Annotated in this window: 19 protein-coding genes and 2 pseudogenes; 15 read left to right on the top strand and 6 right to left on the bottom strand. The window is 50.5% G+C overall.

The window, feature by feature from the left end:
- Positions 1-576: 576 nt before the first annotated feature.
- The 3 genes from umuC to WFP70_RS23955 all read right to left on the bottom strand — a co-directional run bounded on the left by umuC (position 577) and on the right by WFP70_RS23955 (position 2,669).
- Entirely contained in the window at positions 577-1,848 is a 1,272-nt protein-coding gene (umuC, locus tag WFP70_RS23965) for a translesion error-prone DNA polymerase V subunit UmuC (protein WP_337024587.1), read from the bottom strand.
- A complete protein-coding gene (umuD, locus tag WFP70_RS23960) occupies positions 1,849-2,289 on the bottom strand; it encodes a translesion error-prone DNA polymerase V autoproteolytic subunit (protein ID WP_337024588.1) in 441 nt (146 codons plus the stop codon).
- A 143-nt stretch (positions 2,290-2,432) separates the two neighbouring features.
- On the bottom strand, positions 2,433-2,669 hold the full coding sequence (locus WFP70_RS23955) for a hypothetical protein (RefSeq protein ID WP_337024589.1): 237 nt from the start codon (positions 2,667-2,669) through the stop codon (positions 2,433-2,435).
- Positions 2,670-5,431: 2,762 nt separating this feature from the next.
- On the opposite strand from WFP70_RS23955, the gene WFP70_RS23950 reads away from it, so the two are divergent.
- The 8 genes and pseudogenes from WFP70_RS23950 to WFP70_RS23915 all read left to right on the top strand — a co-directional run.
- Positions 5,432-6,328 (top strand): integrase domain-containing protein, encoded by an 897-nt coding sequence (locus WFP70_RS23950; protein WP_337024590.1) that lies wholly within the window; start codon positions 5,432-5,434, stop codon positions 6,326-6,328.
- Between the two features lie 305 nt (positions 6,329-6,633).
- Entirely contained in the window at positions 6,634-6,981 is a 348-nt protein-coding gene (locus WFP70_RS23945) for a hypothetical protein (protein WP_337024591.1), read from the top strand.
- A gap of 98 nt (positions 6,982-7,079) precedes the next feature.
- Positions 7,080-7,421: a hypothetical protein gene (locus tag WFP70_RS23940; RefSeq protein WP_337024592.1), complete on the top strand. Its 342-nt coding sequence runs from the start codon at positions 7,080-7,082 to the stop codon at positions 7,419-7,421.
- A gap of 256 nt (positions 7,422-7,677) precedes the next feature.
- Positions 7,678-8,613, top strand: a complete 936-nt coding sequence (locus WFP70_RS23935) for a DUF1281 domain-containing protein (RefSeq protein WP_337024633.1) — start codon at positions 7,678-7,680, stop codon at positions 8,611-8,613.
- A gap of 125 nt (positions 8,614-8,738) precedes the next feature.
- Complete coding sequence (locus tag WFP70_RS23930) at positions 8,739-9,419, top strand: N-6 DNA methylase (protein ID WP_337024593.1); 681 nt, start codon at positions 8,739-8,741, stop codon at positions 9,417-9,419.
- A 115-nt stretch (positions 9,420-9,534) separates the two neighbouring features.
- On the top strand, positions 9,535-11,052 hold the full coding sequence (locus WFP70_RS23925) for a UvrD-helicase domain-containing protein (protein WP_337024594.1): 1,518 nt from the start codon (positions 9,535-9,537) through the stop codon (positions 11,050-11,052).
- A pseudogene (locus WFP70_RS23920) lies at positions 10,940-11,734 on the top strand (TraI domain-containing protein); the annotation flags it as partial. The gene WFP70_RS23925 and the pseudogene WFP70_RS23920, both read left to right, overlap by 113 nt.
- 124 nt (positions 11,735-11,858) lie before the next feature.
- Positions 11,859-12,371, top strand: a pseudogene (locus tag WFP70_RS23915) (TIGR03747 family integrating conjugative element membrane protein); the annotation flags it as partial.
- Positions 12,372-13,001: 630 nt separating this feature from the next.
- Here the strand turns inward: WFP70_RS23915 and WFP70_RS23910 are convergent.
- The 3 genes from WFP70_RS23910 to WFP70_RS23900 form a co-directional block, all read right to left on the bottom strand.
- A complete protein-coding gene (locus WFP70_RS23910; RefSeq protein ID WP_337024595.1) occupies positions 13,002-14,438 on the bottom strand; it encodes an SEFIR domain-containing protein in 1,437 nt (478 codons plus the stop codon).
- 476 nt (positions 14,439-14,914) lie between these two features.
- The gene (locus tag WFP70_RS23905) at positions 14,915-15,142 is read right to left on the bottom strand and encodes a hypothetical protein (RefSeq protein ID WP_337024596.1); all 228 of its coding nucleotides are present in this window, start codon (positions 15,140-15,142) and stop codon (positions 14,915-14,917) included.
- Positions 15,143-15,360: 218 nt separating this feature from the next.
- On the bottom strand, positions 15,361-16,026 hold the full coding sequence (locus WFP70_RS23900; RefSeq protein WP_337024597.1) for an SOS response-associated peptidase family protein: 666 nt from the start codon (positions 16,024-16,026) through the stop codon (positions 15,361-15,363).
- Between the two features lie 376 nt (positions 16,027-16,402).
- Here WFP70_RS23900 and WFP70_RS23895 point away from each other — a divergent pair, with 376 nt between their 5' ends.
- The 7 genes from WFP70_RS23895 to WFP70_RS23865 are packed head-to-tail and all read left to right on the top strand — an operon-like array spanning position 16,403 to position 21,091.
- Positions 16,403-16,738 carry an integrative conjugative element protein, RAQPRD family gene (locus WFP70_RS23895; RefSeq protein ID WP_312464422.1) on the top strand — a complete coding sequence of 112 codons (336 nt, stop codon included), beginning with the start codon at positions 16,403-16,405 and terminating at the stop codon, positions 16,736-16,738.
- A complete protein-coding gene (locus tag WFP70_RS23890) occupies positions 16,738-16,980 on the top strand; it encodes a TIGR03758 family integrating conjugative element protein (RefSeq protein ID WP_200547421.1) in 243 nt (80 codons plus the stop codon). The genes WFP70_RS23895 and WFP70_RS23890 overlap by 1 nt, the downstream gene beginning before the upstream one ends.
- Before the next feature lie 31 nt (positions 16,981-17,011).
- Positions 17,012-17,413, top strand: a complete 402-nt coding sequence (locus tag WFP70_RS23885) for a TIGR03745 family integrating conjugative element membrane protein (protein ID WP_337024598.1) — start codon at positions 17,012-17,014, stop codon at positions 17,411-17,413.
- Positions 17,414-17,426: 13 nt separating this feature from the next.
- Complete coding sequence (locus WFP70_RS23880) at positions 17,427-17,792, top strand: TIGR03750 family conjugal transfer protein (RefSeq protein ID WP_337024599.1); 366 nt, start codon at positions 17,427-17,429, stop codon at positions 17,790-17,792.
- Entirely contained in the window at positions 17,789-18,445 is a 657-nt protein-coding gene (locus WFP70_RS23875) for a PFL_4703 family integrating conjugative element protein (RefSeq protein ID WP_337024600.1), read from the top strand. Before WFP70_RS23880 ends, WFP70_RS23875 begins: the two co-directional genes overlap by 4 nt.
- Positions 18,445-19,359, top strand: coding sequence for a TIGR03749 family integrating conjugative element protein (locus WFP70_RS23870; RefSeq protein ID WP_337024601.1), 915 nt, complete (start codon positions 18,445-18,447; stop codon positions 19,357-19,359). Before WFP70_RS23875 ends, WFP70_RS23870 begins: the two co-directional genes overlap by 1 nt.
- The gene (locus WFP70_RS23865; RefSeq protein ID WP_337024602.1) at positions 19,349-21,091 is read left to right on the top strand and encodes a TIGR03752 family integrating conjugative element protein; all 1,743 of its coding nucleotides are present in this window, start codon (positions 19,349-19,351) and stop codon (positions 21,089-21,091) included. The genes WFP70_RS23870 and WFP70_RS23865 overlap by 11 nt, the downstream gene beginning before the upstream one ends.
- Positions 21,092-21,101: the final 10 nt, after the last annotated feature.

Below are 21,101 nucleotides of genomic sequence, written 5' to 3'. Positions count from 1 at the left end.
GTCCACGGTCTCACTTCTGACATCCTGAGGCGACTTACTGATCATTGTTATGAAAAATTGGACCCGATGAACAGACTCATATCCCTTCTCAATTCTATCCTCTGCGCATTTCTGTTGAAGTGGGACCGCGGTCCCACCCACAGGCCGTGCTGAGTTTTATCACTTCTTCGTGTTCATAAAAGTGCCGGTTAAGGATGGAATGCAGACAGGATTTTGATTTGAGCAGCATAAATATCTTTGCATGTGAGCAACATCCGGGACCGCGGTCCCAGCGTCAGTACAGCTTTCCACGTTTCTGTAATCCAGCAATCAGGAAAAATTATTTTCTCACCCCGCATAACCTTGATGCAGTGTTGGTGAAGTGGGACCGCCACTCTGTCCACCAGAAATAATTCCCTCATTTCAGTCTTTGTCATCCCGGAAGCTAGCCATGACAATTCTCAACGTTTCTGACTGGTTCGTGGTGGCACTCTCTGAGATGCCGGGACCACGGTCCCAGCATCTCCAAACAATCTGAAAGGGAAACGCCTTGAATGCTACCAGTACTGCCTCCGGGAGAAAGGCGTGACCGGACTGCTAGCAGATTCTGGCGAGGGGTATATCTTTCCAGTTAGTCGTCCAGGCTTTGCTTAACATCTCCCGCTTCATGCGCCATTCGGGCTGAATACCTTTGCCAGCGAAACCGATGCTGTAACGCCCGGAACGATTCATCTTATCCATCAGACTCATCAGGGCATCACTTCCCGCTCGTGGAGCCTGTTCATCAAACAAATTGAGTTGAGCGAAGCCGTTTGGTCGCAACTCGCTCAGCATGATACCGGCTTTAGCAAAGCGAAACCCCGGCTGCCAGATGCTATCAAGCGATCGCATGGCCGCCTGAATAATATCGCGGGTATCCTGCGTACCGACCTGAAGCCTGACAAACGCCGTATTGCTGTAGCCGGGCCGCCCGTTATCAAAAGGAGAAGTGCGTATGAAAACCGAAACGTGATGGCAGTACTGACGATCTTCGCGCAGCTTCTCTCCGACACGTTCGGCGTAAGTGCAGATGGCCTGACGCATTGCCTCATAAGTTGTAATACGTTCCCCAAAACTCCGGCTGACCACAATCTGTTGCTTTGGGGGAGGGGCATCCTCCATTTCAATGCAGGACTCACCGTTGAGCTCGCGCACGGTCCGTTCCAGAACGACACTGAAATTCTTACGGATAAACACAGGGGAGGTGCGTGCCAGTTCGAGCGCCGTTTTGATGCCTAACAGATTAAGCCTCTTGCCAATTCTTGAACCCACGCCCCACAGTTCTTCGACGGGCTGCCGTGACAACATTTGCTCAATGCGTCCGGGATTATCTGGGGTCAGCGCCAGCACGCCACGAAACTGGGGCCACTCTTTGCTTGCCCACTGAGCCGATTTTGCCAGCGTTTTCGTGGGGGCCAGGCCACAACCCACCGTCAGGCCGGTGCATTGCAGAACATGCTCCCGGATCATCCGCCCGAAATTTTCATAAGGCATGGTCAGTTCCATTCCCCTGCAATCGCAAAATCCCTCGTCCACCGAGTACACTTCCAGTCGGGGAACCATCTCCTCAATACAGGACATCACCCTGTTGCTCATGGAGTGATAAAGCGCGTAATTGCTGGAGAAAAAATGGATCTTAACGGGAAACTGCTGGTTTTTAATCTTGAACCAGGGTTCACCCATGCGTACATATATTTTGGCTTCTTTGCTTCTTGCTATAACACAGCCATCGTTATTCGAAAGGATGCAGACGGGCTCATTCCTCAGCGCGGGTTGAAACGCTTTCTCCACGCTCGCATAAAATGAATTCACATCGATAAGCCCAAACATTCAGTTTCTCCGGCGCGTGGTGTGAATGAAATGAATGACCACACCGAAAATCTGAAGCGAGTCAGGATCGGGTTTTATAACGGGGTAGGCAGGATTCATTGGCTGCAGAACCGGCCCGTCAGGCGTGATCAGCAGGCGTTTTACCGTAAACTCGCCGTAAACCTCCGCAATGATGATGTCACTGTGTTCAGGTTTCAGTGAGCGATCAACAATAAGCAGGTCATCGTCATAAAGGCCAATGTCCTGCATACTGCTGCCCTGTGCGCGCAGGAAAAAGGTGCTTGCCCTATGAGTAATGAGATGCTCATTGAGGTCCAGCTCCTGCTCAGCGTAGTCCTGGCAGGGGGAGGGAAACCCGCAGGGTACGCGCTCCAGAAATAGTGGCCGGAAACGGGGAGGAGGATTTGACGCCGGGTTTATCAACTCAAAGGCGTTAAACATAGCAGTAGTCTCATTTAAATATGCTGTATATATTCACAGTAGTATTGACTGACTTTCAGTCAGACGCAAGATGCTGTGGGCAGGGGAGGGGAGGTAAAGCTGTCCGTTCGTTGATTTTTAAAGCGATATAATCCGCTAGGTGATTACAAAATAACCGCTTGTTTGCGCGCTCCTGACTGCAAGGTCTGCAGCAATCTATCCACAGCTTTAGGCATAGGATGTGCAAGGCTGATGTGAATAGCCTTGCATTCAGATACTTTAGCCCCATCCACCTTATCTCTTTCTTCGCTAAAGAAGGTGTTGCGCAGGCCCGGGTTATATACCTTTGATAAGGGTGAGATACAGCTGCGTAAACAGGTGACGTGGGTTTTGCCATCCATGATGCTTTCCCTGGTGGGCGTTTTGGGCACGGACGTGGTACACAGCTTCCAATCTGAGGATAACTTTCAACTTCTTATATCACTGACAGTTTCGGTAGTAGCGATCGCTTTCTGGTGCTGGGCGGTTAGAAAGCGTTGACCGGAGATGACATTTTTCGATGCGTTAGTTTACCGCAGGTCGAACTGGCCAGAAGCGTTGACTCCAGCCACATTGGCTCCTCAAAACCTGCCTGCGCCAAACAGGGTGCTGGCAAGGTTTTCTGGCGAACAGCCCTTCATTTCAGGCAGGTGAATTTGCCTGATTCAGCCATTGGTCAGTGCAAGCCAATTCACCTCTCATCCGCAAAGTGGATGCAGGAAGGTCGCAATCAGAATTGGCAAGGATCATTCGCCCATACAATACGGGCATTTTGCAACATTTGCGCTGTGCCGCTTTGCCAGGTTTACGGCCTGATAGGTTTTATATACGGAACCTAGGAAAATACGGTTACTGTTATCAATCAGGCTGGAGCAACCCCTGACGTGAAGTGTTGCTCCACCTGCTACGGCAGGGGTCAGATAGCAGTAAAATGACGACTCCATGAGAGAACACCTCATATTAATAGTGGCCCGAAGGCGTAACAATTTGCTTCAGTATAGTGTTTAGAATGTGTACAGGGGGAACAGGCGTCATAGCAAATTTATGCCTGTGATCTCTCTTTTCATGTTTGCTTTGGCACGGCTTCGCCGCAGTACGTCCAAGATCCAAGAATGAGGGCTGTCCAATGAAATGTGAGTAGTTAAAAGAAGGGCGGGACAAATTGCACAGAGTGCCGTGAAGTGACAACCAAATTATAAGGATCCCTATATGTCAAAAAACCAGTCTAACGAAATTATCTATTGCGACAAGCAGACCGGCTCCTATGGTCGCCTGAAAGTGACTATGAACGGTAACACTAATCCATTTAAAATATATTCTCACTTTCGCAACTTGCGTTTGTACAACACACTATGTAGGTCGAGAACAAGCATAAATGAGATATGATGATGAATATATAAAAGCGGTTTAAAACCATTTTATCTCGTGATGAAATACTTACTTTAGTAATACTGGATTTCTCTTCTTTTATATTTCACCCCATAGATGAATGAATAATCATTTGTTATTATTTTTATACCGTCAAGATATACAGTACCATAAGTGGATTTTATTAACTTGCGCCAAATCCCAAAAATAATCATTCGTATTCATAGTAAGGATTCAACTCGTTTCCTGTTAGACTTATATGTGAATAGAGGAGGGTGCTTGGTAAGGCTTTTTATAAATGATATGTATGTTGCAACAAAACTAAAGGAAAGGATTAATGATGCCACTATAATTTTTAAAATGATAACTCGCATTAATGCATATAACACTACGCCCATTATGAGAAGTTGGAGAAGGTTTATTGAAAAACCCAGAAGGGTTTTTTCTGTAAATTTCTATCTTGAAAGAAACAGCTTGTTTTTTGTGGCTAAAGGCGATTCGCTTTTTCTTAAAGCATATATACAGTAAAGGTATTTCCTAAGTTCGTATTCGTCTGTTTTTTTAGTTCAGGATTCCTGTTCATTATAATCAGCATCATTTTTTCATCATCGATATTATTGGTTTTAGTTACGTACAGTAGAGACTCTTATTCAACTTTCTTTTCTAGTAACTTCAATATTTCAGTGTTCTTACCAAAACCTTGTAACGCGGAACTGATATCCCTGTATAAAGATATTTTCTCATTTCTTAGTAATTTCATTCTTCCGTGAAGATTAAATATCATTGTAAATAGAAAAATTGATATCGTAATTCCAGAGCTAATAAGTACTAGTAGTGATTTATCAAAATCTACTATATTCTCCTTGAATCCTTTGACAAATATTTGTAGTTCTTGATATGTTAACAAGCGTTGTAAGTCGCCATAAGGCGGCCACCAATGGTCCGGTAGCTTGAGAGGATCGCCTTCGGGTAGCTACGAAAACACTCCTGCAGCCTGAAAGGGAGAACACATCAGTGTGGTACATTTGCCCGCTCCTGGAAGCAGATATCGTCAAAACAAGCGCACCTACGACGCGACGATGGGGGTACATTAATCTCACGAAAGCTGGGCTTTTAACACACGCCTGGCGACATCAGATAAGGCATCCCCACGATGCTTTTTTCACAAACGTTATGAGACTTTCAGGGGTACGCCCTGAGCTACATACGACTTTTGCTATGACGCATAAGCCCATTTGGAACATTTGGGCGCTTGCGGAAGACGCATTAGGAGCATGAAGCTGCGCGGCGTCACTTTGGTTCGAGTGAAACGAGAACAAAGTGACGCGCGCAGCGCATAACGACCAAACCCATATAAAGTGCGGTTTTCAGCATGCCGTTACAATCTGACGTGCACGTATTACGTGTTTTCAGATGATCAACTGGCTATTTATCAACCATGACGCGACGTTAACGAACAACACGTTAAGGGCGTTTTATTAGAAGGAGAATGATCGACTCGGTATCGATGGCGACATCAGGAAACTGGTGTACGGAGGCAGACTGACTGACGTCAGCACGGCGCAAGCCGCAAACAGGTCAGAGACCTGGGGAGCCTCGCAAGAACTCAACATTTCGCCGCCCCGATGCACAGATACCAGTCGAGACGCAGGAAGCGCAAAAGCAACCGTGTCATCGGGGAAGAGATGTACAGATTCAGAGTCATACAGCTGTTGGTTTATGGGCTTACAGCTGTAGGTTTTGAAGGAGATAAAAAGTGTCTGGTAAATTAGGTAAGCAGCTCGTCACGCTCGCACGTCATGGCGGAGGAAGTTTTAAAACGGTTTCTGATCGTTCAAAGATTGCCAGTCGCTTTTCAGAGCGACTGGCAACCCTTAATATTCAGATTCGGGACGTTAGCCATATTAAAACCAAACATATCGAGAATTATATCCGTAGTCGTCAGGATGAAAATATCTCGTCACGCACCCTGCAAAATGAAATGGCCGCTTTACGTTCAATCCTGTCACAAGGCGGACGTAACATTCTGGCTAATCCTGCACATGAGAAATTAAGTAATCAAGCACTGAATATTTCAGGAGCCAGTCGGGAAGGCACTAAGGTTGCGATTTCTGACGAACGTCTCAGAGAAATCGTTATAACGGTTTCAGAAAAGGACAGGGGGATTGCATTAGGTATTCAGCTCGCCAGATATATTGGGCTGCGTGCAGAGGAAACTGTTCAGTCGGCAAAATCATTTAAGACCTGGCGAAAAAACTTAGAAGCCGGAAATAATAATGTGCGTGTTGTGTTTGGCTCTAAAGGAGGGCGTCCACGTGATGCCAGTGTTTTTGATAAACAGAAAGTTGTTAACCTGTTAAATGAAGCTATTCGCTATATAGAAAAAAATAACGGTAAGTTAATCGATAAACCAACGCTTCATCAGGCGCTTGATCGTTATCATAACGTACTACGTGAAAGTGGAATGACGGGGATCCATGCCCCGCACAGTCTCAGGTATGCTTATTCCAGGGATGCCGTAAATCATCATTTAATAAATGGCATGAGTCGCAAAGAAGCTGAGGCGTTAGTTTCTATGGATCTTGGACACGGTGATGGACGTGGTGCTTACGTTACCCGGGTTTATAACCGGACAGATGAGTCAGATGAATAAAAGGCTCTTGTAATTTGCCTCAGGCAAACGCTATTATTAAAACGCTTCTTACGTTGTCTTCGGACAACCACCAATGGTCTGTAGCTTGAGATGACCGCCTTCGGGTAGCTGCAAATAACACTCCTGTAGCCTGAGAGGGAGAACACATCAGTGTGGTACATCTGCCCGCCTTTGGAAGCAGATATCGTCAATTACGGCTCCTACTGCCTGGCGATGAAGGTACATTTAACCATCCGGCTCCGGCCTTCGTCCTTCGGGGAAACATTCCCGACAGGGCAAATGTTTCTCTGTTTTCTGGAGAAACTATGTCCATAACCTGTTCCTTTCTGAATGAACTGCGTTTGCCACTCGATTTGGTCCTTTCCGTTGCAACCCGTGTTGCATCTGAATGTCCTGATCTTAAAGCTGCACTCAGGGGAACATCGTGGCTCGCTTCACCTTCCGGTCATTATGAATTTCGTTCCCGCGTCTGGTTTGACGATCAACGTTATCACGCCATTGTCATGGCAAGAACGTTGACCGAAGGCCAGCCGGGCGATGAATTCATTTTCAGCCGGCATGGTAAGCATTTTACACACAACGCTGCAGCCAAAGCGGCTCAGCATGCTGCGTCTGATGCTGCGACTTTCAGGGTGTTCACCGCTCAGAAGTAACAGCACAGTCGTCTGAACCATACATTCGCTATGCGAATGCCCATCGGGAAACATCTTCCCGACAGGGCAGGTGTTTCCCGCTCAACAGGAGAAACACCATGTATACACTTTTATTACCAACTTCATTTTCCATAAAAGGCATCTTTTCAGCAGCCTCCGCAGCAGCGTTATTCCTGCGGGATCGCTTAGCGGCCGGTGAAAGAAAAGAAGAGTGGATAACAAACCGGGCTGGTTCACTCAGCTTTAAGGTTCATGTTTATCAGCTGCAATCAGGAAAGTGGACGTCTGGCATACTCACCCGTTCAGGCACATTTTACGGTAATCACCGGTTCGGTTCCCTTAAACAACCGGATGAGGTTTTCAGCTCGTTCCGACAGGCTCGTCGCTTTGCACTGAAGCTGGCGAATCAGATGGCAAACCTGCGTTATGCATACCAGTGAAGATGAGCTGTATATGACAATTTCAACCAACCTGACGGATATGCTGCAGTTAGCTGAATTTGAAGGCGAGATGTTGAAAGCACTTTCCTGGCAAAGGTCTGGCTTGGATGACCTTGATGAACAGATACATCTTTATGGTGAGCTCCCTCTCACTATGAACATTCAGATTAACGTCATTTATAACCTTGAGTTTGGCATGGTTCAGAACCGTTTTCTTGGTTCTGGCTGTGACGAGATAGTTGACTCAATACGTGCCATGAGTATCAGGCTTAACCGTTTAGAAATCACCGGAAAATCCGCGCTCATCAGCATTATGGAGGAGTGGATCAGCGGTGAAGCCGTACCGCTTTACCGTCACGCCGTCATGCGCAGCATAAAGCTGTTTCTGGCGGGTTGTGGCGGCCTGCTACGCCCGGTTAAAACGGAGTCTTTTCCGTCGTTTCCCGGGTTAATGCAGAGCGGAACGGGACAGGGCACGCCAGCCAACCTGGCGTTTGATCAGTGGCTTGGTTTACTGCGCAATGACGTACCGCTCGACGGGGAGCATCTGCGCAAAATTGAGCGGCTTTACCATCAGTCGGGTATCGACGCGATCCGCTGGGGCAGTATTCCGGACGTTTCACGCAGGCATATCGCGCGACTCATTGAGGAACGCTATGCGGACTGGTTTGGTATTGCCACGCTTTCCCGGGAAATCGATCCGGGTCAGTGCTGGGAACGACTGAGTCAGCTGCCTGACAGGGCTCAACCCTGCGATATGCTGCAGATAATCCCGAGCCGGCTGGCTGCTGAACTGAACGGAAGTGGCGGACTCCTTTCCGGGGCTTCTACGTCCGGCAGCCTCTATTGCCGGCAGTACGGCATGGAGTGGCCGGCAGGTCACAACGTCAGCTGGGAACGAGAAGGCGTCAGCAGCATAAAACTTGCGTTTGATTCCGCCTGGTTCCCTCCGGCAGGAGAGGTCATCGCGGCACTGTCATCCACGTTTGACTGTGAAATTCGTCACTGGTATAGCGAGCCGGTTCACGATCTTGATGGTTATGACTGTTACGATCGGGGCGAGCACGTCTGCAGTGCTGAGGCGATTATCGACGAGCTGGACGACGGCAGGCCCGGGCTTCATCTGGTGCCGGTCGCTGAACCTGACGAACCGACAGACGCTGCATCCGTTCATCAGGCGGCACAGGGATGAGCGGCAGGCGGTAGGATTCACCACGTTCAGCTGGTAACCAAAAAAGGCGGGCCGTAAGGCTTGCCTCACACCCTGAGGGGAACATCTCCTCAGGGGCGTGTTCCCCTTTTTTATGGAGAACACGCATGACTTTTATCAATCATCGCAGCGCATTCCTGAAGATTTTCAACACAACCGCCCGTTATCATCACCGGCACAAGGTGTTTGAGGACTTCGTCAGCTGCGCGGCTATTGCGCTGCACAACGGCGTTGCGCACGATGCTGAGCTGGAAAAGCAGTATCTGAGCATAATTGCCGGCTACGAGAAGGAAGACGTCACCCGGATGGCTGAGTTACTGGGTCACGTCGTGATGGCGCTCGATCAGGAACGTTGTGATTTTCTCGGCAGCGTTTTTATGGAGTTAGAGCTGGGAGATAAATATCGCGGCCAGTTTTTCACGCCGTGGGACGTATCGCGAATGATGGCATCAGTGCAGCTTTCCGGCATCGATGCGCTGATGCAGGGAAAAGACTTCATTACCCTGCAGGAGCCGGCGAGCGGTGCAGGTTGTATGGTCATCGCCTTCGCTGAAGAGTTTGCTCAGCGCGGTTACACGGTCTCAGAACAGCTGTGGGTGTCGGTGACGGACGTTTATCCACTGGCCGCCAGTATGTCCTACATACAGCTCTCGCTCTGCGGCATTGCGGCAGAGGTTGTGACCGGAAACGCGCTGACGCTTGAACGGCGTCGCACGCTTTACACCCCGCTGCACTACACCGCCAGGTGGGCAGCAAAACTCGGCAGCGCAGAGCAACGCGCAGCCTGACCATAACGCCTCTCCGGAGGCGTTTTTTTTGCGGGTCAGTATAGAGTTTGCGGTGGATACCGCCTCCCCGGCAGGGCATGGTCCATGGCATGACGCTGACGGAGGTACTGATTACATGCAACCCACGCAGGAGCAGGCACAGATCATCGCCTGGAAAGGCACAAAACTTGTCGTTACGGCGTTTGCCGGTACGGGCAAAACGTCCACGCTTGAAGCCTACGCGCTGGCAAACCCCACGGAGCGGATGCTTTATCTCGCCTACAATCGCGCGATCAGGGAGGAGTCCGAGCGTCGCTTTCCTTTTAACGTGGAGTGCAAAACGTTTCATCAACTGGCATGGCCAACGTTCGGGCGGCACTTCCAGACGCGGCTTACCACGTCTCTGCGCATAACGGATATTGCGCGGCTGCTCAATACCCGGCACTGGCTGCTGGCACGGACAGCGCTGAACACGCTTAACATCTTTCTGTACAGCGCCGACGGGGAAATCTCATTTCTGCACCTGCCCGATGAGAGCGATCGTGGCGGACTGGACGCGGGAAAAATACTCGGAGCTGCACAGGTCGTATGGCATGAAATGACCCGGATGGATTCACATTTTCCGGTGACGCATGACATCTATCTAAAACTTTATCAGCTGTCAGTGCCGGAGCTGAATAAGAAATGGGACGTGATCCTTTTCGATGAGGCGCAGGATGCTAATCCGGTGACCAGTCAGTTTGTTCTCAGCCAGCCCTGTCGCATCATCCTTGTCGGCGATCGTTATCAGCAGATTTATCGCTTCAGGGGGGCGGAAAATGCCCTCGTTTCGCCGCAGCTGGAGACTGCAGACAGGCTGTGGTTGACGAACAGCTTCCGGTTTGGTACGGCGGTCACAAACGTTGCGAATGCCCTGCTTGCCGAGGCGGGGGAAAGCCGCCGGATCAGCGGCCTTGGTGGTGAGGACCAGGTTGTAGCCGAATTGCCAGCCGGAACAGCGCACTGCTGTGTTATCAGCCGGACGGTAGCAGGCGTGATTGGCTCAGCTCTGATGGAGAGCCTGACGGGTAAAAAGGTGTACTGGGTGGGCGGAATGGAAGGATACCGCATTGGTGAACTGGAAGATTTGTACTGGCTTTCGGTCGATATGCTCGATCGTATTCAGTCGCCGCAGCTGACGCGCGATTATCGTGACTTTGAAGAATATCGAACCATTGCCAAAGCAACAAAAGATCCGGAAATGGGGCAGGGTGTACGATTGCTGGACATGTATTTTCCACTCCCAATGCTGCTGGCCGTATTAAAAAAGCAGGCGGTGACGCGCGAAAGCGATGCTGATGTGACAGTCGTGACGGCGCACCGTAGTAAAGGGCTTGAGTGGAACGCGGTCAAAATCAGCGATGATTTTGTTGATATTACCGATCCCCTTTTAAATCCGCGTGAAAAAGAAGATGAGCTGAATCTTCTGTACGTATCGGTGACGCGCGCGCGCAAAATTCTGGTGCCAAATGAGCTGGTCTGTATCGTGACCGGCTGCCTTGATGCATTGTGTAAAGGCTCTGAAACGCCGGGCGGAAAGGAATCAGAAAGCGCAGATGCTGCGCTTGATATCAGCGATGAAGCTGAATTATCAGGGAGCCAGAATGTTCAGTAAGCTCATAACCATGATATCCGGAGGGCAAACCGCGGCTAAGCCAGCGCAGGCTTGCAGTAAGGTTCCGGCGGGATATTTCGCGCCGCAGTCAGCCACCGAGCTGCTTGCTTCCCCGCATCGTAAGCTCCTTCTCAGGCAAATATGGGATAACACGTCTTTGCCGGAGGAAATTTATAACCGGCTTTACCTGACACCGCTGAAAATACTCGCTGAGGGCGTACAAAACGTGCCGGCCAGCACTGAAGGTGAATGGAGTAAAGAGGGCGGGTACATCGATCTCACCCTGAAATTTACCGCCTGCAGCGTCAGGCTGGCAAAAGGGCATATGTTTCCTCCGGGCGCGGCACCTGAGGAACAGGCCGCTAAAAACACGCTCTGGAATGCTGTTGTTTTCTGGTCAGCGCTTACTGCGCATCTGCCACAACTGACCCGGATTGAGGGGGGATTGCTGGACGGACAGTGCTGGATCCCCGGTATGTCAGCGCCGGGTGCACCTTATCGGTTCCGGATAAACAATGCAGCCGACTCTGGTATGGCGGCAATGATGGCGGCCAGGCTCTTGCCTCATGACGGAGTCTCCTGGCTCTGCGGAGATCGCCAGGCCTTGCGGGTGATGGCTTCGCTGGCTGGCGGAGATGCAACGGCTATGCCGCTCATCAAAGAAATTCTCGACAAAGCGCGAGGCATCAGCGAATCGCCCACCGATTCTACTCAGACGGGCATGTCTGCAATGGCCGCTGCGGTGCCGATGCCGGATTCCGTACTGCCAGCAACGGCTTTCCCTGACGATATCATCAGTGCTGCCTCTGCACTCGCCGGTATCGGGTCGAACAGTGCAGTGGATAACGGATGCCTATCAGTGGGCGTTTGTGGACAGTGGGATCATCGGCTGGATACAGGAAAAATATCAGGCCGAGTTGAACAGCGGCAATGAGGTATCGCGCAATCTTAAGGGTGCCAGCCGCTGGCTGGGAACTTATTTGCAGCAGTACATGATGGCAACGGTATATGTCTCTATCGTGACGCTGATCCGCGTCACCATCATTGCCCTTTCTGTGCCGCTGTTCGTACTGGTTATATGCGTTGCCGTGGTTGAAGGGCTTGGCCGACGTGATTTGCGCCGATTTGGTGCCGGTTATGAGTCGTCATTTTTGTATCACCGCGCAAAAAGGTTGATCAAACCGGCTGTGTATCTGCCGGTGATGGCCTACCTCTCATGGCCTTCAGCGGTCTATCCAAACCTTCTACTGCTGCCCGCAGCATTAATGCTTGGGCTGACCATTACGGTTACAACGGCATCGTTCAAAAAATATTTATAAGCTGGACGACAGCGTGCAAAGCTCGACTTTGTGCGCTGGCTTCAGCAGGCAAGCCGTAGTGGCGGCGCGGCAGAATCAAATCCAATTATGAAATATAGCCGACTTCAATGACCGATTTGAGCGAACTGCGGACATAAGAGTGATATGTCAGGTAACATAGAAATGAAAATCAAAATCGGATGCCACTTCCAGTGAAAGAAAACAATTGCCAGACCTGTAATAAGCCAATGAGTAAAACACCAGACACATTGAATTTAGACTGTGGCGGAGATTGTTTAAGTTGCATGGCCTGGCATGGTGATCCAGACGCAATAGAGGCTGTTGGGAGACTGACTGGCGAAAAAGTTGATGTCTGCGGACATCGATAAAGTTCACGTGAGATCTAAGGTCAGCTATGAGCGCAGGCTGTGTGAAAAACCTGAACCAAAACTGATGTACGCGCATCTACGCAAAATCTGAAATCGTTCGACTGGTTAGCTGAGCCAAATTTTACGTATTAGCGCAGTGTTGAACCCTGTTTTTGACAGTTTAAGCGACCAAAACAGTTTTCACACAGCCTGAGCGATCTGCGGACATTAACGCCTTAACAGCGGCGCAGCAAAGCTGCGTCCGCTTGGCTAAGTTATTAACTTATCTAAGCTTGTCGAGTTCATCCATATTCATGGATGACCAAAAATTTCTTTCAAAGTGAAAGTTATGCCATTCCCGAGTCCCTAGTCGTTCATGTCCTTCCAAAACTTTGTCCCTTAGATCATCAGCCGAATCTATACCGGTTATGATAGATAACTTTTTAAAGTTCTTATGTTGTGCAGCCCTAACAAAAAACGGATATCTATTACCATGGGACGAATAATGAAGGGTTTGAGGATACCACCTAGTATCTGGAGTAATAAATGACATCAGTAGAGTTAATAATTCTGCTTGCATTATATCGCCAAATGGCAAATCAGCACGATCTGCCTGGCGCTTTATAAGCTCAGCGGCAGGAGCGTTAAGTCTTCGACCTTCCGGAGCTAACACATGTTGTAAACTTTCCGAGTAACCATAAAAACAATCAAATTTTTCAAAATTAGTTTTATCGTATCTTTCTGATGATGGCAAGATATAATGAGAAGAATAAATATCATGTAATATTGAGTAAGCACCCGTCTTAAGTAATGCCGCAATAATGTATAGGAATGTTTCATATACGAAAACTGCATGAGCTTCGAACCAGGTATCATTCCAGCTGTTTATTTCAGGGGGACGTGATTTTAATTCTCTCAGCTTCTCGAGAACATCAATTACCGTTTCTGATAGTATTTCAGGAGCTGTAATCTCCCCTTCAAGAAGAACCCAGTCACATAGATGGTCGCGTATTGCTTTTAACTTTCCGCAGTCATCGACGACCTTTTCTCCCATTGAGTCCACAGTTGGTCGTTCCCGTACACGAAGAGTATCAGCATAACTTACACAAGAATCGATAAAGTCACGCCGATAGTGATTGATACCTTTTTTATCTTGTAGAATAGCCTGTTTCAAAGAATTAAATTTTGCGAAAGCTTCGCTTGTGGGAATGGGGTTTTCGCTTGTTATATATGTTGGCACTTTGCCCTTTTTAGGTTTAATATGCTGTGGTTTACCGTATAAAAGCCTGACTAGTTGCTCCCAGTTCTCATTCTCAGCTTCTGAAGTCGAAAAATTAATCCATATCCGAGATTTCATAAACGCGGGTAAAAATGGTTCTCCATCATCTCTAAATTCGCAAACTATTGGTATGAATTTGGACTGTTCTACCTGTTCATAAACTTCGCTTGAAATTATTTGCGATTCAGTGCCAACTCCGGCCTTTCTGGAATTTGCCTTTTCAGTATACTTTTTGTCGCACACAACTAACACATGTGTTACAGATGTATCTGTAACCATTCTTTCCATGAATGCATATTTGTCATGACCTTCTTTAAGATCATAAATATCAAGAACGACATCTATCCCATCAGCTACAAGCCTTTCAGCCCAGTGCTTTATTAATTCTTGGTGTGATTTGCCACTCCAGCTATATGAAATAAATACTTTAGGCTCGTCCATAGATTCTCGTCATAATATTTTGGGATCAAAAAATTAGATGGAAATATTTCCACGCGAAAGTCAAACGGTTTACCATCCTTCCTATTTTTACCTACACAAAACTAACTCTGATATGCGTATATTTCAATTCTTTTTTATGAGGTGATTAAATTTATTCAGACATCATTAACGCAGTTGTTATGACCAGCCCAATGATCTCATCAAAGCTAAAAACCTGATGATTTACCCAGTAGTTTGGGTTAACAAGAGAGCGGTTAATAAAGATGTACCACACTACCGAATGTCTGCAGTTGGCACTGAGCGGACTGTTACGCAGGGTAAATCTCACATGCACCCGATGGTGGAGGTGCTCATACCATTATCTTTAATGGCCTGATACCAAAGCCTGTGAAATGCAGGCTTTGGTTTACGCCGCTAATACCGAACGGCGGCAGGAAGGCGTAAAAAAACCGCCTCGCGGCGGTCAGTGGGCATCTCTAGAAACGCGATCGCTTGCTCTGCCAGGCGACAAGGATCAGCGCAGCCACCGCGCCGAACATCACCAGATAGACGGCTTTGTGCGCGTCTGCGCTGCTGAGAAAGTAGAACACTGCGCTCAGCCCCGTTACGGCGAACAGCATTGCGGACAAACCGATATTCACATAGCTGCCTAATACTTTCAGGAGCCATTCTTCAAATTTCTTAGCCGTGGTTTGCGTTTTCATGCTGTCTGCCCTGATAAAACGTGGTTGTGCATTTTAACGCCACTCAGAAGCCTTTACCAGGACGGCCTCGGTTAAATGCGTGTTTATCCATATCGGAATGCCCATTATCAGGGCGTACAGCGGATGCAAAGTAGGCACAGGATGCGGGCAGTATTTTCGCACCCAGAACCCCGGCAGGCGCGCGGCGTTCTGTCTTATATGTATGAAAAACAGCTGAGCTATATCTTTTCAATCAGCTCTTCGTCCTGATGACGTGGCATATTCACCTTCGTCGATACGGGGTGCCATTTGAATGTGATTTCCGGTAAGGCTGCGTCATGCGCGATTTCTTCTGCGCGTTCGGGTGTGGTATCACCGCCTAGCCACTCCCTCACTGCTGACGCCTTCAGCACCAGCGGCCTGCGGTCATGAATGTCCACCATGCCCTTGTTACTGGCTGAGGTGACAATCAAAAAACCTTCATGCCCGTGCGGATCGTTATAGGGCGCTTTGCCGATGGCGGCAAAAAACAGCGGCTCATGCGTTTTGTGATAGATGAAGTAGGGCTGTTTCCTTTCTTCTTCCTTCACCCACTCAAACCATCCATCGGCAAACACCACGGCGCGGCCGTGGTTCCATAACGGTTTAAACATACGGCTTGATGCGGCGGTTTCTCTGCGCGCATTGATGAGTGGCTGCTTGTCCCACCATTCGGGTCCGTAACCCCAGTACACAGGATCTATTTTCAGTTCGCCGTCGCGCTCGCTCAGCAGTAGCACGTTGGTTCCTGGCGCTACGTTGTAACGGCCGATGGGTTCCGGATCATGCACGTAATCACTGTCGGCTGCGCCAAGGGCGTCAAAGTAAACGTCCCGACTCTGATACTGCGCAAACCTTCCGCACATAGTGTCTCTCCCATTCTTCAGGTTACCTGTTAACGCACGCCGTGCCTGATTTTACTCATCATTCAATATTAGTCGGCAAAACCGCTGATTAAATTCTGCGTTCGGGGAATTAATTTAATGTCTTACGCTGTTTTTCCCTATCAGAGCTGGACGGAGGCACCTGAAACTTGTTTTCAGATGCCGTCCGTCAGCAGGCAAGGCGCATAGCGCCGCGTCAGAGTAATCATTTAGTTACCACAAACACTACTATCTGAATCAACTTCCTTCAGCATTTCCGCTGCTCTCTAAATTTTTAATTTCCCAAAAAGAGTTAACGGCTGAACCCGGCAGCCAGATTTCGCAAGCTTACCGCACTCAACAACCACTGGAGGTGCATATGAAATCTCTTCGTCCGGCAACACAACTTCTGTTATGCGGCGGTGTGCTGGGCCTGACCTTTCTCGCGTCCTCTCCGGCGTCTGCATCTGAGAAAGACGAGCTGGCATCCGCTCAGCGAATGATCGTCCAGGTTCAGGCTTCGCTGGAACGGGCGCGGGTTGCCGCAGCACAGGCTGATCCGTCGGAGCGTGGCCGCTACTTCTTCGATTACCAGCGGGCTAATGGCGATTTGAAAACCATCAGCGCCGGCATTGATCGCTATCTGGAACCAACGCGTGCTCAGCCCCGGGATTTGTCTGGCGTGGCAGGAAATTATCGCCGGGAGCGTCCCTGATGGCGATGACCGCTGCACAGGAAGCAGCTTTTAAAGCGGCTTCAGGAAACGTGGAACCCAATCTGCTGCACCTGCTCTGTCTCGGGCTGCTGATCGCATTCCTCTTCTTCTGGGCAGCATGGGCAATCGTGGATGTCTACTCAGGCTGGACAAATCAGCGCCTGAAGGAGGGCGCGATGGGCAAAGCCGTAGTTCGCTCAGTCTTATTGTTAGTCGTAAGTATCTGGATGTTTTGTAGTTAACCCTAAACCCACTCTTTTTACAGGTGAAATCATGTCTAAATTCGTATCAGCAGTAACCCGCGTGGCCGCTAAAGCTAAGACTAAAGCTAAATCAGCCTGGGCACGTATCCTGACGGCTGGCCTGCTGAGTGCTCTGGCTGCCAGGCCAGCTCTTGCCGATCTGCCTACGGTTGAAGGTCCAACGTCGAGCGGAACGGGTACTGGCCTAATGGGAACGCTCAGCGGTCATGTGCAGGATGGACTCATTCTCGGTGGTCTCGTTCTGTGCGGATTTGCATTCTTTAAAGTTGCTGAAGCTGGTCTCGTAACGTTTGGTGAAGTCCGTAATGACCGTGCCTCCTGGACCAAATTCGGGTCCATTGTTGTTGTTGGGGTTGTAATGCTTGTCGCAGTTATCTGGCTGCTCGGCAAGTCTGCAGAAGTTATCGCGTAAGGGACAGCCCCAGATGGCGACCATTAAATTTTTACCGGATCGCCTGAATGCTGAGCCAGTCGTATTTCGGGGGTTTAATACCCCCGAGTTAGGACTGGCAGCACTAATTGGCATCTTATCCGGCTTCATACTTTCCCTGCCCTTCGCGTTACTTTTTGGCTGGCTTGCCATTCCAACCGGCACTCTGCTTTTCCCACTTGTATTGATTGCGTTTGGCGGCAAATGGCTTGCCAGCAAAAAACGGGGAAAACCAGAAAATTATCTCTGGCAGCAATTTGAGTTAAAAAAGCGCCGCATGGGGCTGGGCGATCCCAGATTAATCATTGACTCGCAGGGCTGGTCCCTGCGACGCAGCAAAACCCTCAGGAGTACCAGATGAGTCGTTTTCGCCACGCGGTTAAGGGCCGCGATCAGCATATTTTTACCCTGCGGGCGGCCTGTGTCGTTTTGCTGCTGTTACTGATTACCGCTATGGGGGGCTGGATGCGGGCACCTGAAAAGCTGACCATCCACAACCCGCCTGATTTGCGTAAGGGCAGCACGCGCCCGTGGTGGGAAATCCCGCCTCCGACCGTCTACGGCTTTACGTATTACATTTTCCAGCAGCTGAACGCCTGGCCCAAAAACGGCAAAGTGGACTATCCCGCACGCATTCAGTCGCTTTCAGCTTACCTGACGCCACAGTGCAAGGCGTTTCTTGAGGAAGATTCAAAGGTACGCGGTGAAAAAAACGAGTTAACCGACCGCGTGCGCGTCGTTTACGAAATTCCCGGACGTGGTTATTCAGGTGACAGCGTGAAGGTCATCGATCGCGACAACTGGGTGGTGAAACTCGATCTTGTTGCCGACGAATACTACCTTACCGAGCCGGTTAAACGCGCCATGGTTCGCTATCCGCTAAAAGTCGTGCGCTGGGACGGCGACTCTGAATCTAATCCATTTGGCATGGCGCTGGACTGCTATGAAGGCATCCCGCAGCGTCTTTCCGCCGCGCCTGAACAGCCGAAACCAGAAAGAAAGGGGATGTTCTGATGTTGAATCCATCTTTTACCTCAGGATCTCGTGCATACCTTATGGCGCTGTCACTGTCCCTGATGCCGATGGCAGCGATGCTTTCCGCACCGGCGCAGGCGGACGAACTGATGAAATGGGAGCGCGTGCCGCTGCAAATTCCCCTCAAAACGGGTCAGGAACGCGTGATTTTCGTTGATAAAAACGTGCGCGTGGGTTTCCCGCCGGCACTAAATGGAAAATTGCGCGTACAGAGCACAGGCGGCGCGGTCTATCTCAAAGCTGACAGTGATTTTCCCCAGACTCGCCTGCAGCTGCAGGATATGGAAAGCGGTGAGGTTATTCTGCTGGACGTTCGTACGACGGCCACCGCATCAGCCGAACCGGTTAAAATCGTTTACAGCGGCGACGTCAGCACCCTCAGCAGTGCATCCGCCGGCACCGGAGAGAAAGCCGCCAGTGACAGCACGCAGACGAAGCGTAAAAAAGTGAGCTATAAGGCTCCTGTTCCGGTACTGCTGACGCGCTACGCAGCTCAGAATCTGTATGCGCCGGTGCGCACCGTTGAAGCCTTGCCGGGCATTCATCCCGTTAATCCGAACCTGCCATCACGCATTACGACGTTATATCCCTCGGCTCCTGTGACCGTGTCACCGGTGGCAGGCTGGGGCGTGGCCGGTCGCACCGTCATTGCGCTGAGGATCCGCAACAGCTCGTCGCAGAAGGTAGTCCTCGATCCGCGAGAGCTGCAGGGCCGGTTTGTCACGGCCACCTTCCAGCACCGCTGGGTGGGTGCCGCCGGCACGCCCGAAGATACCACCACGCTGTACCTCGTCACCGCCGGTCGTCCTGATGACGCTTTTGTACGTGAGCCATCCGTAAGCCATAAGGCTGCTACCCGCCCGGCCCAGAAGGTGATCCGCTATGAAAATTAAGTCAAACGGACTGGTTAAAGTGCTGGTTCCGGCCATTCTGGTTGGCGGCGGTTTCATTGCGGTGAAAAGTTATAACGGCAAGCCGCAGGAGCCAGCCACGCAGTCTGCACATTCACAGAGAGACGATGCGCTGAAAAACCTGTCTCCGCAGGAGCTCAAAGCGCTCGGCATCGAGGGCGACACGCCGCAGGATACGCTGAAAACCATCGTGGGCTCGCTTAACGCCGTTCGTCAGCAGCAGGATTCTCTTAACAAGCAGAATGCCAGACTGCTGGACGAAAATGAAAAGTTACGTGAGCGCAATACCAACGTTTCCGGCCAGGTTAACGAAGCTGTTCAGGGCGTGGAGAAAAGCTATCACGAGCGTGAAAGCCAGATGCGCCAGCAGCAGAACGTCCTGACGTCAAAAATCAACGAGCTGACGAATAAACTGCAGAATGCCGGTAAGGGTATTGCAGACAAGGCAAAAGGCACTGACAGTGATATCCCGCTGGGTCTGGGTCTCGACGGCATGGGTGCCGGCGGTGGCAATGCCCCGGCCTCCGGCAGCGATGGCCTGATGTGGGTCACGCCCCAGGACAGTCCCTCCGCGTCCTCGGCGCAGAAAAATGGCGCGTCGGACAGCAGCGCCGGCGGTTCACAGTTCCCGACGTCGTTTCTCAGTGAAAACGCGCTGACGAAGCAAAAAGGCAGTTATGAACAGCAGGTAAAGGGCTCAACCGCTGAAAAAGACGCGGAAGAGGAGGCCGAACCGGTGTATACGCTTCCGGAGAACTCCACGCTGATTGGCAGCCGTGCCATGACAGCACTGCTCGGCCGCGTGCCGATCAACGGCACCGTAACCGACCCGTATCCCTTTAAGGTACTCATTGGTAAAGACAACCTGACGGCCAACGGCATTGAGCTGCCGGACGTCGAGGGCGCGATCGTCTCCGGTACCGCCTCCGGCGACTGGACCCTGTCCTGCGTGCGTGGTCAGGTCAACAGCGTCACCTTTGTGTTCACCGACGGCACCGTACGTACTCTGCCGAAGCCGGACCGCAGCGGCAAAGGCGGCAACAACAGCAACCAGAACGGCGGCAAAGAGACCGGCACCAGTGGCGGCATCGGCTGGATTTCTGATGAAAACGGGATCCCCTGCATCTCCGGCACGCGCAAGTCTAATGCCTCAAGCTATCTGCCAACGATCGGACTGCTGGGTGCCGCTGGGGCTGCGGGTGACGCCATCGGCCAGAATCAGACGACAAGCCAGACCAACGCCTACGGCGGCGTGACCTCTACGCTTAACGGCACCGAACAGCCTAACGCGACGAACCTGGCAAAACTCAAAACCGGTAGTTTACCCATCACTGCAGGCGTCATCAGAGCACTGCAGAGAGATCCTGACAACGCCGCCCTGACCGCCCGCCTCGCCGGCGAGCTGGCGATGGCGGATACGGTTGAAACCGCGCTGATTATGCGCCGCATGATCGTTACCGGCATGTCTGAGCCTAACGCTGCCGCGCAGAATGCGGCCATTGAGGAAGGGGATCGTCGCGTTGCGGCCATCGATCGCGAGATCACCGCATTACGCAACGAAATGGAGCTCAAGCGCGAGCTGTCACGCAATTCTGTACTCACCATTATCGAGCGGGAAAACGGGCGCGTTAACAGTAACCCGCAAACGCAGAGCGATGACAGCACCGACAACCGTATTAACCGCATGGCCGTGCCTGAGACGGAAAACAACTGATGAGAGCGCA

The sequence above is a fragment of the Pantoea sp. USMM079 genome (assembly GCF_037153115.1).
Classification (GTDB): Bacteria; Pseudomonadota; Gammaproteobacteria; order Enterobacterales; family Enterobacteriaceae; genus Pantoea; species Pantoea communis.
Note: the sequence above shows the minus strand (reverse complement) of the source record. Positions and strands in the feature narration are given on the sequence as shown.